Source organism: Anoxybacter fermentans (assembly GCF_003991135.1).
Lineage (GTDB): Bacteria > Bacillota > Halanaerobiia > DY22613 > DY22613 > Anoxybacter > Anoxybacter fermentans.
The window spans coordinates 764,318-778,802 of record NZ_CP016379.1 but is presented as its reverse complement, the minus strand read 5'-3'; the positions used below and the strand labels follow the sequence as shown (position 1 = coordinate 778,802).

The window sequence follows — 14,485 nt, the reverse complement described above, 5'->3', positions numbered from 1 at the left end:
TTCACGCCTGGTTCATTTCAAGCTTTCTTTTCCACGCTACAAACTCTTCAAATAGTGTAGATTTATCACCATCAAACATGTTATTGATTTTAGGTTCAAAATGATAGTGGTTATGTATTTGTTTGTTGCTATAATCCAGGTCCGGTTCAGGTCTTCTATACCAGATAAATGGTTGTATTTTAGATTTAGAATAATTTATGGAGTCAGTCAGTTCATCAATACTACGGACCAAACTATCAGTTGCTATAGTAAACTGCTCAATTGCTGTTGCAAATGTGTTTGCCATATCCCTACCTGCTTCCAGTGTGCTTGGTGCGAAATATGACTCCGTACCATACAATCCCTGGTCCAAAGTTACCCCGTTGCCTATCATAGGAATCGTGGTATAATTGAATCCCAGGCCAGCTGCTTTCAATTGCTGTTCCAGATCGTCCAGTATGTCTTGAATAGTCTCAAAATCTTCTGCTAAGTTCCCGGTAAAAGTAATATCTGATACATCAAACCACTTTTTAAACATCTCCTGATAAACTTCAGATTGCATAAAGGCTTGAATAAGCGCATCCTTAACATGAGTGTATATTGCTTCCCCCATTGCAGAACTGAAATCTCTAATATTCCCGGCTTCTAATGCTTCTGCTAAAGCATTTCTCAAAGCACCAGATACAGTTTGTGCTAATTCTTCGGCTTTTTGTTCTGCCTCTGTCATAGGGAATAATTGATCGATAATTTCCTCATCTATACCAGCTTCTCTCAGGGCTTCTTTATACTTATTAATTAATTCCTCCATCATTTGAGCCTGTTTTTCAGCCTGCCGGCCAACTTGAATCAACTGTTCAATATCAATGAGTGTGTCAAAATTAATATCACTGCCTTGAATAATTGCATTCATTATTGTATCTCTTACTTTAGTCAGTATCGGCTCTAATTGTTGGGCTATTAATTCATTAGTTGCCCATGTAAAAACTTGCATTAATGATTCCTTAATATGCCCATAAAGGGCTGTCCCAACTGCTATTGCAAGATCTTCACCATTATTAATAGCGGTAATAATACTATGATTTAACCCGCTTAAAACTTCTTGCAACCCTAATCCAAAAGATTCCTCAATTGTTTTAGCTAGAGTTTCCTTAGCCTTTTCTAATTCTTCTGTTAATTTTTGCAATTCCTCTTCATAATTTATACCTTCGTTAGCCAGATAGCCCACTCCAGCACCAGCAGCACCACCAATCGCAGCCCCAATAGTAGCTCCAATTGGGCCACCTATCAGAAAGCCAGCAATACCTCCTAACAAAGCACCCCAACCTGCGCCCTGTTTTGCTCCCTGTGCCTGTCGTTGGGCTTCCTGATACTGCGCGTATTCACGCGCCACTTGTTCCGCCTCAAGCTTTGTATTTTGATACAATTCCCGTGCTTTTTGCAAACTGCCACCTTGCCGGATTGCATCAGTAAGTTGTTCTACTACTTCTTGGAATTGGTCTACTGCTTCTTTAAACTCTTCGTATTGCTTTTCTGCATTTTGTTCAGCATAACTGATGATAGTATCACGAATAGTCTCAAAGAAAGATACCATAGCGCTTGTAGTTTCTAAGGACAAACCAGCCAATTTTTCTTCGAAGTTACCACCCTTGAATAAATTAGTAATTTCAGAAACAGCGCCCCATACGCCTTCTTCATGAGCATTTAAACTATGTATTGTATTAGTTATGCCTATTATAAAAGTTCTGGTGGTATCTTCAAATATGCTGGCAAAATCATCAAGGGTTGATTCTAATATATTACTCATCACATTGACAAATTCTTTCCAATAATTTGATTCTGCTTCTGGTGGGCCATTATTTCCTCCATTATCACCATTATTATACTCATTGATAAGTTTTTCAGTCTCTTCTCTAATGTTCTCTAATTCTTTTCTATAATCCTCAACAGTTTTGTATAATCCAGCTATAATTTGAGCAATTACCTGGAAGTTTTCTGTATCATGGGATATTTGAGCCAGATACCTCAAAGTGCTTTCTGCTGCTGTATTACCGGTAAGGCCTAATATTTCTAATATTGCTATATTTGCCTCTGCAAAACTGGCTCCCCCGCCCGTTCCTGCTCCGGTTGAAAGATTTATATAGCCACCAGATGCAAACTTCGGAAGTCTGTCTTCATTGATTGCTTCCAAAAGGGGTAACCATTTCCGGGTTGCTCTGGCATTGACAATATATTCACCGTTTGATACCCAGGATAAAATAGAATCACTAGTACCGGTACCAGGTCCGATAATTAATCCGCCATCTGCATTTGATTGAATGTTCCAGTTTTCGGGATTAGCATAGTTCGACCAATAACTACTTTGCATTACGGCTGGCTTTGTATAGTTATTACTAAACCAGTTAGCGGGGTTAATCATTGATTTAATACCTTCCAATATGGCTTCTCCTATTAACTTCCCCCATTTTTTGAAATTTTCCAGAGTCAAAGTATTGTTTACCCATTCTTTAACTTTCTCTACAAAGTCAACAAATAACTGATGTGGATCTAATTCAAAGTTTGCAAGTTCTGACCAACCTTTTTTGACAAATTCTACTACTGGGTTAATAACATTTTTCCTGATTTCCTCTTTCCAGTCTTCAGGGAGTATACTCCAGATAATCGCCCCAACTAATGCAATCTGGCCGAGACTCAAAGCCAATCCTACGCCTGATCCAAGTAATGATAAACCTTCAACATGAGTTATAAGATATGAGATTAAACTTGGTATTTTGATTGCAGACCATTTCACAAGGAATCCTATTTTCAGCACATTACCAATGTTGGAATTCCATATATTTTTTATTGCTTCCCATAGGTCTCCGCCTACTAACCCCTGATCTTTCATCCAATCAGAAAATGCATTCCATATGTCATTGACTGATTCCCAAATTATCTTAACCAGCAGTATTAAATCTCCCAGGTCTATACGGCCGTTATCATCCATATCTAATTGTTTTCCTATCCAGGCATCAAACTTTTTGAGCAAATCAATCGATTCACTCCAGATAAATCCGCCAAAATTCAGCACCAATTTTCCAATATCCTTAGCCTTTTCTGTCCACGTGGTATCCTGCCACCATAGCTTCAGTTCGTTCCACTTCTGGGTGATAAAGTTTACTGCATTTTCAGTCTTTTCCCTTATTCCTCCAATGTTCAAATACCAGGCTGCAGCTAATATTCCAATACCAGCAGTAACCATGCCAATTGGAGTCATTAACGTCATTATTGCAGCTGCAACCATAGTAAATAGGGCTACAGTTCCAGCTAATTTAATGGCAGATTCTATGACACTTTTAATTACCTCTTTATTATCTTTCACAAAACCTGCAATAGCACGCGCCCAGGCTGTGATCTGGTCCAACATATCCCTAATTTCATCTTCAAAAGTCATTCCTATATTCATTACAGCATTGATTACATTCTGTTTAGCCCGGTTCCAATGGAAGGCAATATTATCAATTGCTCTTTTGTAAGCTTCTTCCATTGCCCCTGCTGAATTTGCTACATCTGCTACTGTTTCTTTATACTGTTCTATATTCTTGATCATTGGGATAATAGCTCTCTGGGCACGAATATCAAGACCAAGATTTTCAAGAAGGTTAGCCTGTTCTTCTTCTGTTAAACCCTGTAGTTTATCGGCCAATTCTGTAACAATAGTTTCCAACCCGCGGAATTGACCGGTCATCTCATCAAAGACGTTAATTCCTAATTGCGCAAAAGAAGACTTCTGCTCAACTAAGGCGTCAAATGCCCGGGCAAGGGATGTGGATGCTTCTTCTGCTGAAAGACCTTGTTTGGTCAAGTAGGCCAGCGATCCATACATTTCCTCTAAAGTCGCATTGACTTTCCGGGCAGATGGTATCAGCTGGCCTTGCGCACTGGCCAGCTGTGCAAAAGTTATTACACCTTTTTTTACTGTGCTGAACTGAAGATCATATACCCGACTAAGTTCACTGATCTCCAGGTTATAAGCATTAATTGCAGCAATACCGGCATTAACAGCCACCTTTGTTTGAGTCATCCCGGCCTTGGCAGCCTTGCCGGAAAGCTCAAGAACTTCTATGGAATGGCTGGCTTCAACACCGGCAGAAATGATGTCATAGAGAGCACCTGTTAATTCCTTTGCACTTTCACCAATTTTATTTGATACTTCAATTACACCCTGACTGTATCTATCCAATTCTTCCCGTGATACATTCAATAATGTGTTTACATTTGACATTCCCTGTTGAAAATCCATATACATTTTTGACGGAATGCCTGTAAAGGCAACGATCGCTGTGAATGCTTTGAGAGCAGTATTTCGTAACATATGCATGGCATTATTTAGCCGGATAAATGATTCTTTAACTTTCTCTACTGCTTCTTTGATCTGTTTAGCATATGTAGTGACGGTTCTTGCAAGTTCTCTAAACTGCTTTTTCATTTTTTTAATCATCTGGATGGTAGCATCAATGCCATGCAATTGCTGACGAGCACGAATTATCATTTCGAGTACTGCTGCATCGTTCACCTAATTCACCTCCTATTTACTTTTTTCTTTCCTCTTTCTGTTTTTTCTCAATTGCTTCATTCAAATACCGGATTATCAACAATATTCTTTCTAAATCTGGAGCAGGCTGATCATAAAATCCGCCCGAATAAGGCAAAAAGGCCAACTCCAATTTTCCATTGAAGTTGACCCTGCACATCGCCCTGACTTCACTAATTTCCTGTGTTAAATACTTATCGTGGTATTCTTGCCCTTTCACATACGCAGAACAGGCAAGCCTTATTTCCCTTTCTTCCTGTTCTTTCCCAAATTACGAATTAAGTTGTTTTTTTCTTTAATCTCCTCAACAAACCGGTCAAATAAATCTGTTAACTCCCAATCATTTATGATAGCATGACGGGTAATTTCCTCATTTTTACTCCATGCTGTTAGCATGTTTTGAAGGATATAAATATCTGGATCCTTCTTTTCGGTGTAGTCTGCTGTTTCAACAATAATATCATCATCACCCTTATATCTCATTCTTGATGGCCGGTTCATATTTTCAACAAACTTCTTCATACCATAGGGCATTTTTAAACGTCCTTCAACAAATCTACCATCCTCGTGTTCTACACGGATTTTATTTTGATCTAACTCAATAACCTGAATAGGATCCTTAACCTGCTCTTCATTTTCAAAAGTTTTATCTTTTTCCATATGACATTCCCCCTATTTTTAAATTTAATTTTAATAACTCGCAACATCATTTGTTAAATCAACCACGACATTAGCATCTTGAGTGCTATCCCATAAAGCTTCACCGGCTAAATTAACCAATATCTTACCGCCACCAGTAATTGGTGCAGAAACTTCGGTTAATTTGGCTTTTGGATAAGTTATTTGTAATGTACTGCCTACACTAATACCTAACGGTAAAATTGCGCCACTTGCTAATTTATTTTTAAGATTCAAGTAAGTTGTTTTATCAAATTGAAGAGTCATATTAAATGTATGTTCGCTGTTTTCTGCATCCAGAGTACGTCTATACTGAGATAACCCGTAATCGTCTTCTTTAATTCCGTTGTTGTGCTGGAAAGAAAATTCGTCAACCAATGCAGTGGCATCAGCACCATCCAAAGTAACAGTTGTATCCCAGGCAAATAAACGATTACCTGTATTCGCTGTGGTAATTGCTGTACCATCAATTTGACTACCGGTAATACCTAATATATCTAAGTTACAGGTTAAAATTGCCTGACTGGTTAAATTCAAGCTCAATTGGCTAATACGACAATCTACAAATTTTTCATAATATCCTTCATCTTTTAACATTTTAATGAAGGTTAGCCAACCTGATAATGTTAAGCCAGGTTTAAAAGTATGAGTATAAGTACCGTCTTGATTAGCAACAGTACTGACACTACCCAATGCATGTTTTAGAATTAACCCAAATAAATTATCATCAACTTCTGCGCCAATCGAACCACTTACCGCGAATGCTGCAATATAACTCTCTTCTGCAAAGCGTTTCCCGGTAAGCGCTTCACTCTTAATATAATTGACAGTAGTTTCTAAGTTATTAGAAGTGGCCAATAATTCAGTTAATGTTGTTGCTTCAGTGCCCTTGGCTGTCTGCTCACCAATGGCAGTTACGCTATTCCTTCCTAAGGCTGCCATTTATAAATTCCTCCCTTCAATTTGAAATTCAGCCACAAATTCATTATTGTCATCAATTCGATTGCTGTGATAGATAACATTAATAGAAAAACCCGCGTTAACTGTACCGTTCAACTGCGGGTTGCCTTTTAGAATATCTTTGATCTGTTCAACTTTTTGAATGAAGGTGTCCATCTCTCTATTTTCGGGTGCCCTTTCCACATAAAAGATACTTGCCGAAAGAGTATCTTTGTACTCAAAGGCCAGGGTTTCTCTCAGTGTCTCAAAAATACTGTTGGGTTGTAGACAAAGAGCAGGATAATCTTCAGCCACGAAAAATTCATACATTGTTTTAGCAGCATAATTTATTAGAGTATTTGCTGATATAATATCTTTAATGGCATTGAGAAAAGAGTTCATCTCATAGTTCACCTCATTTCATAGTCCACCTCACTAAAAAAGCTGCAAAACTCTGCCATGCATCCAATAAAGAATTCTTCTCAGGTTGAGGATAACAGGCGCGATATTTAACTGCATAAATCTTTATGTCTTCATTGGAAAAGTCTGCTTCATCCAATAGCCCAATGACTTCATTTACAAAAGCCAATACAGCCATGTCTGGATTAGTGATGTTTCTTGCATAACAATTTACAAAAATTAATGTTTCATATTTACCTTTTCTTTTTTTGTAAGGTTGGTTATTGTCAAATTCAAGGGTTATTGCATATTTCCAGGTCTTATCATTCTTCAGATCGTTTATCTGGCTAATGGGCTTTATATGATTTACATCCAATATCCTGGTTAACTCTATTAATTTATTAGCTACACATTTTAACAATACATTCAACGACCATACACCAGCCTTCTAAATTCCATGTTAACATACGCATATACTTCATCTTTTTTTCTCTCCCAGGCTATAAGCATGTATTTAAAGGCTCTCATACCTGGACTTTCACCATATTGATACCATGACGGCATCATTTTTTTTGGATAATTTGAAGCAGCACCCCTTTTTCCGGTACCAAACTCTAAAAAAGGTGCGTATATTTGATTAGTTCCTACTACACCTTCTACCAATCCAAATTGATATCTAACAAAAGTATGGATACTTGACATCAACGAACCTGTTTTAATAAGACCAAGGCTTCTTATAACTAGCTTCACTTCTCTTTCAAGCTTCTGGGCAGCTCTCAACATAATCAATTCTATTTTGTTTTCAATCCTACTTTTGATTTGTTGTAGCCTGTATATTTGCCCATCATTTCCTCTAAATTCAACCTCAATCCATTGATTTTGCGCCATTTCTTATAACCTCACTAAATTACATCGGATATAAGCTCCTGCAATCTGCCGTGGTTTCCCAACAACTTTAAATTGTCCATCTACAATGTCACCCTCTTGAATTTGATCTGTCAGTAACCCTTTCATAACCAGGATGCCTGAATAATTATCACCCTTCTTATCCACCTCATATCGAACATTCTTTTCAGAAATAGAACATAGGTATTGTTCAATAACAGTGGTTTCAATATCTGCTGTATCGTCAAAATCATATGAAGAGACACTGCTGTTTTCTACCCTTCTGGTAATCTTTACAATCTGATTAAACCTGCCGTGAATACTCAATAGGCTTTCACCTCCTGGAATTTAATTGCCCTGGATTTAACATATTTTTCTTTTGCTTCATCTGTCAAATAGTCTTCCAGAAGGCTCAAAACTTCAGGCGGAATATAGTCTCTGGTTTTAAAAAAAGATCTTCTGTAATCACTGTCGTCTTCAGAACTTACTCCGGTTGCTTTAATGTAATGCCATTCGGTCCACTTACAGGCTGCAAGGGTCAAGTCGGGATTACTTTCTGTTTGATTAGTTAAATTTTCGATCCGGCTGTTTACACCGGCCAGAATAATGTTCAGTTTCCCATCAAATTGAGTAAAATCTTGTGGGATTGAAAGATAATCTTTAACGGTTTGCAATGTGGCGTATTCTGGCATACGACACCTCCTGACTCCACTTTAATACATATGAAATTTAATATCATTGTCAATGAACACCTGGAAAAAGCCTTTACTATATTTCAGGACTGTATCTTCTATATCAATATCATCCTTAATTCCGGCAAAGTCTAAAATCCAGTGCCAAATTTCGTGAAATAAATTTTCAAGAGCTTTATGCTGATCTAATTCTTTTGGCAGCCATATTCTTCTAGATGAAAACTCAATACGCCCCGCAGCTTCCCCATATTTTAATTCTTTATTGTATCGATCGACCAAATAAATATAATATCTGGATCCTCCAAGTCTTACCCATGCTTTGTGCCTCAACTTAAATTTTTTGAAGTTCCAATTATCTACCATAACCATTCTTAAGATCTTTGCACAATTTTTAGAAATAACATCTTCTACTTTATCGTCTACTTCCATATGGCTTCCAATTGCCAACAAAATAAGTTCACATAACACTTCTTCTTTCAAGTCTGGATGTAGGGATTTATTGATAAACATTTTGCATTTATTGTAATCAATGTATCCATAATTCCCCTGCAGTTCTTCTGTTTCGGCCGATACAAGTTCAATGCTATAAGTAATACCACCCACTTTGATTTTTTCGAGCATGTATATTTACCCCCTTATAAACAAAAAACCGCATCTGTTACTATGATGCGGTCAGAAAAATAGTGGTACCAGGTCCGAACCGTTTTTTTATTCATTAACTTCTCCCGACTTCAGCCGGGAGAAGTTAATGTCCTCTCTACTGCTCCTCGCTATCTTCACTCTGCTCAGAAACTCCAAGAGCTTCTTGGATTGCAGCAATGATTTGATCTTTTTTGGCATTGCCGAGTCCTTCCACTCCCAGCAAAGTTGCTACTTCTTTGAGTTCTGGAACATGGACGTTAGATAAATCAGCTTTTTTAAGAACCTTTATTAGCAGATCTTTAATTTCTTGCTTTTCTTTTTTCTCTTTTAATACCTTTTCCCTTAAAGCCTTTACTTTTGCTTCATGATCTTCAATAGGCATAAGGCCGGCAGTAGATTTATATGGTATGCCGGCCTTTAAACGCAAAATTCTTTCTACTTCAGATTTTGGAATATCTTTACCAACCTTTAAAACTTTTCCGATGGGATATGGCTTACCAGTTTCAGGATCCCTTCCGTATTGCCTTAATAATTTAATTTCTTGAATTTCATTCATTAATTTCACCCTCCTCACTCATCAAAGAACATCAAATTGCGCTATTGTAGAAGGTACAAATAAAGCAGGCATAGCACTGCCGACGCCTTTAAAACCTGCACTTGGATGTGCATCATCATCAAGGTTATCATAAGCTTTTATCGCTATACGTGGCTCCCAATTAGCTTCTCTCACAGGACCAACCAACAGCTTACCGACTTCTTTTCCTGCTATTTCTTTGTGCTCTGCCAGGAATAGCAATCTTTCTTCGGGAATCAACCTTTCATTAATTATGAAATTCTGATTTCCTGGATTGTCTGGATCCTCCCAATACACTTCTTTGTCATACACAATAAAAGGTGGCAGACCCATTAACTTAAATAATGTATCCATTTCTTCAGGCGATGCAGGACGATCACCATCTAAAGATAACATACTTTTAGTCTGGGGATGTCCTTGCAATGCAAAGAATATTTCCATAGATCCAACCATTACATCCGGTTCCCGGCCTTTGTTCTTACTCTTATATGTTTTTAACTGTTCCCGTAGAAAATCCCAAGGGGTAGAGTTAGGATCAGAAAATAGATCTGTACCAGTCAAAGTTACTTTCTGCTCGATACCAAAGTCTACACTTAATTTAAGGCCAAACTTGTTATAGTCCAGCCTGCCATGCGCAAGTACTTGCCAGCGCAGCCATTCATAAACATCCTGAATACCTTCCAGTAACCCGTCTACCATGCCATATAGCTTATTCTTCATGTTTTCCTTATATTTTTTATCATTGATTCGACGATTGAAGAAGTTATACATTTCTGCTTCGGTGATCATTGTTTTGTGTTTAATCAGCGGGATTCTACCGCTAATTTCACGCATCCGGCCAGGACCCTTTACAGGTGCTTCAGTGTCGTAGTTAACCAGATAGGCCATTGTGCGGTAGGATTCAATTTGCTGTACATGATAGTTAATGTCATAAGTCTCCTCTGTGGGCAAAAACCTTTGGCCAATATTTTCTTCAGGTTCGGGGTATGCCTCAATGTAACCTACCAATCGCTCTTCTGTAAATTCGGGAAATTCCTGCAAGAGATCATAAAAGTTAGGCATTACTTATCACTCACCTTTCTTAATTTTTCACTTAAAAAGATTAATTAAGATATACCGTTATAATTAGCTTTTATATATTCAATCATTGGCGTATGTTTTTTGAAAAACTCATCAACTCCATTACAGGCTGCTTCATATACTTTTCCATGGATTAGATCACCTACTACACCATCACCATCAGTACAATCAACAGTATCATTCGTTAGACGCGGATTAATTGGAACTGGAGTAATGGTAACTTCAACATTACCAACTCCGGTTGCTGGAGCTGTAGCAAGTTCTACAGAAGTAACATACTTTCCACTGGATGCAGTCCGTTTTATAATGAAATCAACACCTTCTTTTTTCTCGATACTGTCAACCGTGACTTTTATATTATCTTCCGGGTGTACTTCGGTTGTTAATGTAAATGTAGTTGTGGTTCCATCGCCATCAAATGTTTCAGTCACTTTCGTACTCTGATAAGGAACATATTTACCAGTAGTAGTATCTTTGCAAATAGCAGTAGCAACTTTTACAATTCTTTTCCCATCGGCATCAATAGGCACTTTGGTATAATCAATAGTAACACCGGCAGTGCCGTTCATACCGTGCTCGCCAGCTTTCCATTGTACACCGGTTACCCAATCGGTTGTTTTTGGTTGAAGATTGTTCATCAATTATCACACTCCCTTAAGATTTTTTATGGCGCCTTTCCCAATCTCTTCTACCTTCTTCTCTGGGATCTGGTTTGTCGTTTCCGCCCCCATTATTGCCATCATTTCCAGAATTGCCAGGCTCCTGCCCCTGGAACCGCGCAGTGGCAATTTGGTTAGCAATTTTGTGAACAGTTTCGATGTATGCAACAGCTTCCCGCTCATTGCTGGTAGGGATGTAATCTTCAATTTCTGTGATAGCTTCAGCTGGCCAGTTAAGCTCAACAGCTTTCTTTTTTGCAGCTTTTGCAATCTTCAGTTGCCGTTTAATCTCTTTTACAGTATCCTCTCTTATTTTCTCCGGGTCAACTTCCGGCTGATTGTTTTCGGGTTCGTTGCTATTTTGTTCATCCTCATTTTCATCATTATTTTCTTCTTCGTTTTCCTCTTCCGTTTTACCAGGCTTCATAAGATCTGTTATTTTACTAATGAAGTTGTTAAAGGTTTGATTGAGCTGTTCTATGGTTACATAATTTTGCTCCTTACTGCTCTGGTTGTTATTATGCTCCTGGCCAGACTGCTCATTTTGATTTTGCCCGGAATTCTGCCCGGATTGACCGGATAGATTACCCTGATCACCTGCATTATTCTGACCGGTATTACTTTGGTCAGAACCGCCAGGCTTCTGTTCTCCTTCACCTCCTCCCCCTTGATTTGCTCCTGTGTCCGGGTAAAAGTAGATTCCCGGTACCATAAAACCTAAAGAATTTAAAAGTTTTCCCATGATTAGTTACCTCCTTATTAGAATTTTCCCAAAGGAATATTAAAAACCACCCCATGGCCGGGGTGGTTTATTTCAAATAACCCTTTTTCTTCAAACTATCATCTATAATTCTTAGTAGAACTTTTTTCTCTTCCGGTTTAATACTTTTTTCTCTCAGTACTCTTGACCTGATTTCCAACAGGTCTTCAGGAGATCTTTTATCTTCTGCAAGCCACGCCTTATATCCCTCTTCTGCACTATCGAAAATATCGTTTTCATCTACAATGGGTAATAAACAACAGCGACAGTTTGGGTGGAGTGGAGGTTTCTTCTTCAGCCGGGAAAGAATAAATACCTTTCCATCGAGAACTGCACATCTGGGACAAACACGCATATCAAGTGCAGAACACCACTGTACACGTTTTATACCTGCTTCCCTGTAGGTGTCAATATTTGCATCTGTGTGGGTCTTAATAGTCCACGTCCGGACCGTGGTTTCCAACCGCCATTTAGCAATGTCAGTCAGCTCAGATTGTAACTGCTTAACGGTACTATGTACCGACTCTCCCAGAGCAATCCCGTTTTTAATTATGTTTTCGGCTATTTCAGCGGAATCACGGCTATATCTGGATAAATATTCTTTAAGTGTCTTACCATTAATTGTAGCACCTTTAATTAATTGAGTAACTACTTGCTGGTTAATTTGACGGGAAAATTCAAATTTTACCCTACCACCAACATAGTTCTGTAAGAATTTCCTGGTCCATTCCGTCTCATTTATATAGATTTCAACCAGATCTTCAGTTAATTTTTTGATAAGTCGCCTGTTATATTGGTTAAACTCAGCATTGACTAAAGTTTGTATAAGTTCCTCTGGCGTGGTAGCATTATCTAAAGCTTTTAAAACTCTTTTATTCGCTTCATACTCCTGGATTAATGCCTGCTTAAACTCCAGAAGCCTTTCAGCTTCATGCCACCAGGACCTTTTCCATTTGCCTTTTTTTGCTGCCTGTTGTTCCAGTAATTTGAGTCTCTTTTCAATATCCCGGATTAGTCTTTCTAACTCCTGCAAATATTTCCGTGCTAATGATTCCTCATTGACCCTTTGCTGTATCTTCCTGAGCAGCATTATTCTTCATCCTCATCCATTTCACCATGATCTAGAAGGCTCCAATCCTGAGTGTATCTTTGCTCCTTTTCCTCTTGTTCTTTCTTCAATCTTTCTATAACGCTTTCAGGATTATCAACAAGAGGATGTTTTTCGACCGCTGTTTGTAGATCTATGGTTTTACTCATATACGATGAATTAATATTGTTAATAAGTTCTGTTTCATTAATAATGCGATTCCTGAAGAACTCTACTTCTATCCAGGTCGGGTCATAATGTATGCCCGTTTTCTTGAATAATATCTGCGAAATCAACCTCAGACGTTTTCTAATTCCTGCCTTCAGGCGAGGTTCGTTATTATCAGCTTTTATATCAGCTGGTATAAAGAAAAGCCGGAGTGTCGCTTCGGCTACATTGGAAAAGTTCGATTGATCAAATATAGATGGAGTCATTGATACCTGGTAAATAGTTCTTCTTAGATCATCTAAATGATCTTTCAATGGCTCAACCATTAACTCTTTCGTTATAAATTGAATTGTTGCTTTTAATATCAATGGAGTGTCATCATCACTATAATGAACTGTATCAGTAGTTTGAAATAACCTACTATTTATCATCTGAGCTATTTTATATTCTTTTTGCTGTGGAGTTAACTCATCATCGTTAACTATATCCAGAAGGACATTATTAAGCCATAAATACGAATCTGCTGCATACTCTAGGTCATTTGACCTCTCAGATCTCTTTTCCTCATAATCGTTTACCAGAGTTTGTATATCATCTAAATCCGACTCATCAATAGCGTTTTGATATGGAATCAACGGTACTTCATCAAAAAAATGCGGATATGGCGGTTTATTTTTATCCAAAATAAACTTATTATCTTCGGTTTGTATATAGTTATACACCATTTTTTCATCATACAACTCTATCCTGATCCGTTCTCGAACCTCGTCTACATCAGATTCTTTCACCTGTTCTGTCCAATACCTGATAGCCAATGACAACTTTTCATCCTTGCTACCATCAAAAACTGGAATAACCTCAGATTCAGGACAATATTTAAGTCTGATTCTCCCTTCTGAATCTATATAGACTAATTCCCAGGAACGTTTATCGATAAGCATATATTTGTATATTTCTCTAAGCAATGCTTCTTCATTGTTTTCCGTATTGATTTTCTTAATCTCTTCAAGGAAGAAGGAGGCTTTTTGGTAATCTGGATGATCTTCATTGAGAGCAATATTATATTTATGCTTATTACCTAAAAGATAGTTGAGAGCAAAGAGGATTATGATCTTGGGAAAATTAAAAACCAGGCGATTGTTCGGCCTGGTCCCTTTCTTCTCTTTTTGAAGAATCTTATGATTTCCTTTAAATAAATTCCTCATTTCTGTAACTGTTTTTACTGTTGATTTATGTTGTTCTATCAGATCATTGAAAATCGCTGTATCAATATCCATTGCTCCTTTTTTGATTTTTTCAATAATTAATTGCGTATCTGTAATAACTGTCATAAAGTCTGTCACCCGGAAACCTCCAACTTTAGTTGCGGAGGA

General features: G+C 37.8%; 16 protein-coding genes. All 16 read right to left on the bottom strand.

What is annotated here, in order from left to right; genetic code table 11:
• Position 1: 1 nt before the first annotated feature.
• The 16 genes from BBF96_RS03525 to BBF96_RS03450 all read right to left on the bottom strand — a co-directional run bounded on the left by BBF96_RS03525 (position 2) and on the right by BBF96_RS03450 (position 14,455).
• On the bottom strand, positions 2–4,531 hold the full coding sequence (locus tag BBF96_RS03525; RefSeq protein ID WP_127015864.1) for a phage tail tape measure protein: 4,530 nt from the start codon (positions 4,529–4,531) through the stop codon (positions 2–4).
• Positions 4,532–4,547: 16 nt separating this feature from the next.
• Positions 4,548–4,709 carry a hypothetical protein gene (locus BBF96_RS03520; RefSeq protein WP_164730882.1) on the bottom strand — a complete coding sequence of 54 codons (162 nt, stop codon included), beginning with the start codon at positions 4,707–4,709 and terminating at the stop codon, positions 4,548–4,550.
• Between the two features lie 80 nt (positions 4,710–4,789).
• Positions 4,790–5,209 carry a hypothetical protein gene (locus BBF96_RS03515; protein WP_127015862.1) on the bottom strand — a complete coding sequence of 140 codons (420 nt, stop codon included), beginning with the start codon at positions 5,207–5,209 and terminating at the stop codon, positions 4,790–4,792.
• Between the two features lie 30 nt (positions 5,210–5,239).
• Entirely contained in the window at positions 5,240–6,169 is a 930-nt protein-coding gene (locus BBF96_RS03510) for a phage tail tube protein (protein ID WP_127015861.1), read from the bottom strand.
• The gene (locus BBF96_RS03505) at positions 6,170–6,568 is read right to left on the bottom strand and encodes a hypothetical protein (protein WP_127015860.1); all 399 of its coding nucleotides are present in this window, start codon (positions 6,566–6,568) and stop codon (positions 6,170–6,172) included.
• Between the two features lie 13 nt (positions 6,569–6,581).
• Positions 6,582–6,995 (bottom strand): hypothetical protein, encoded by a 414-nt coding sequence (locus tag BBF96_RS03500; RefSeq protein WP_127015859.1) that lies wholly within the window; start codon positions 6,993–6,995, stop codon positions 6,582–6,584.
• Positions 6,992–7,453, bottom strand: coding sequence for an HK97 gp10 family phage protein (locus BBF96_RS03495; RefSeq protein WP_127015858.1), 462 nt, complete (start codon positions 7,451–7,453; stop codon positions 6,992–6,994). Before BBF96_RS03495 ends, BBF96_RS03500 begins: the two co-directional genes overlap by 4 nt.
• Before the next feature lie 3 nt (positions 7,454–7,456).
• Positions 7,457–7,777, bottom strand: a complete 321-nt coding sequence (locus tag BBF96_RS03490) for a hypothetical protein (RefSeq protein ID WP_127015857.1) — start codon at positions 7,775–7,777, stop codon at positions 7,457–7,459.
• Positions 7,774–8,142, bottom strand: coding sequence for a hypothetical protein (locus BBF96_RS03485; protein ID WP_127015856.1), 369 nt, complete (start codon positions 8,140–8,142; stop codon positions 7,774–7,776). Before BBF96_RS03485 ends, BBF96_RS03490 begins: the two co-directional genes overlap by 4 nt.
• 21 nt (positions 8,143–8,163) lie before the next feature.
• Positions 8,164–8,763, bottom strand: a complete 600-nt coding sequence (locus BBF96_RS03480) for a hypothetical protein (RefSeq protein ID WP_127015855.1) — start codon at positions 8,761–8,763, stop codon at positions 8,164–8,166.
• Between the two features lie 136 nt (positions 8,764–8,899).
• Entirely contained in the window at positions 8,900–9,340 is a 441-nt protein-coding gene (locus BBF96_RS03475) for a Rho termination factor N-terminal domain-containing protein (protein WP_127015854.1), read from the bottom strand.
• Between the two features lie 21 nt (positions 9,341–9,361).
• Positions 9,362–10,420, bottom strand: a complete 1,059-nt coding sequence (locus BBF96_RS03470) for a major capsid protein (RefSeq protein WP_127015853.1) — start codon at positions 10,418–10,420, stop codon at positions 9,362–9,364.
• A 44-nt stretch (positions 10,421–10,464) separates the two neighbouring features.
• Positions 10,465–11,076: a hypothetical protein gene (locus BBF96_RS03465; RefSeq protein WP_127015852.1), complete on the bottom strand. Its 612-nt coding sequence runs from the start codon at positions 11,074–11,076 to the stop codon at positions 10,465–10,467.
• 16 nt (positions 11,077–11,092) lie between these two features.
• A complete protein-coding gene (locus BBF96_RS03460) occupies positions 11,093–11,839 on the bottom strand; it encodes a hypothetical protein (protein ID WP_127015851.1) in 747 nt (248 codons plus the stop codon).
• Between the two features lie 67 nt (positions 11,840–11,906).
• Complete coding sequence (locus BBF96_RS03455) at positions 11,907–12,947, bottom strand: minor capsid protein (RefSeq protein WP_127015850.1); 1,041 nt, start codon at positions 12,945–12,947, stop codon at positions 11,907–11,909.
• On the bottom strand, positions 12,947–14,455 hold the full coding sequence (locus tag BBF96_RS03450; protein ID WP_127015849.1) for a phage portal protein: 1,509 nt from the start codon (positions 14,453–14,455) through the stop codon (positions 12,947–12,949). Before BBF96_RS03450 ends, BBF96_RS03455 begins: the two co-directional genes overlap by 1 nt.
• Positions 14,456–14,485 lie beyond the last annotated feature (30 nt).

What these genes read in the sequence shown, in the direction of transcription:
- BBF96_RS03520 (WP_164730882.1), bottom strand. Translation starts at nt 4,709, where the DNA reads ATGTGCAGGGTCAACTTCAATGGAAAATTGGAGTTGGCCTTTTTGCCT.
- BBF96_RS03515 (WP_127015862.1), bottom strand. Translation starts at nt 5,209, where the DNA reads ATGGAAAAAGATAAAACTTTTGAAAATGAAGAGCAGGTTAAGGATCCT.
- BBF96_RS03510 (WP_127015861.1), bottom strand. Translation starts at nt 6,169, where the DNA reads ATGGCAGCCTTAGGAAGGAATAGCGTAACTGCCATTGGTGAGCAGACA.
- BBF96_RS03505 (WP_127015860.1), bottom strand. Translation starts at nt 6,568, where the DNA reads ATGAACTCTTTTCTCAATGCCATTAAAGATATTATATCAGCAAATACT.
- BBF96_RS03495 (WP_127015858.1), bottom strand. Translation starts at nt 7,453, where the DNA reads ATGGCGCAAAATCAATGGATTGAGGTTGAATTTAGAGGAAATGATGGG.
- BBF96_RS03485 (WP_127015856.1), bottom strand. Translation starts at nt 8,142, where the DNA reads ATGCCAGAATACGCCACATTGCAAACCGTTAAAGATTATCTTTCAATC.
- BBF96_RS03480 (WP_127015855.1), bottom strand. Translation starts at nt 8,763, where the DNA reads ATGCTCGAAAAAATCAAAGTGGGTGGTATTACTTATAGCATTGAACTT.
- BBF96_RS03475 (WP_127015854.1), bottom strand. Translation starts at nt 9,340, where the DNA reads ATGAATGAAATTCAAGAAATTAAATTATTAAGGCAATACGGAAGGGAT.
- BBF96_RS03470 (WP_127015853.1), bottom strand. Translation starts at nt 10,420, where the DNA reads ATGCCTAACTTTTATGATCTCTTGCAGGAATTTCCCGAATTTACAGAA.
- BBF96_RS03465 (WP_127015852.1), bottom strand. Translation starts at nt 11,076, where the DNA reads ATGAACAATCTTCAACCAAAAACAACCGATTGGGTAACCGGTGTACAA.
- BBF96_RS03460 (WP_127015851.1), bottom strand. Translation starts at nt 11,839, where the DNA reads ATGGGAAAACTTTTAAATTCTTTAGGTTTTATGGTACCGGGAATCTAC.
- BBF96_RS03455 (WP_127015850.1), bottom strand. Translation starts at nt 12,947, where the DNA reads ATGCTGCTCAGGAAGATACAGCAAAGGGTCAATGAGGAATCATTAGCA.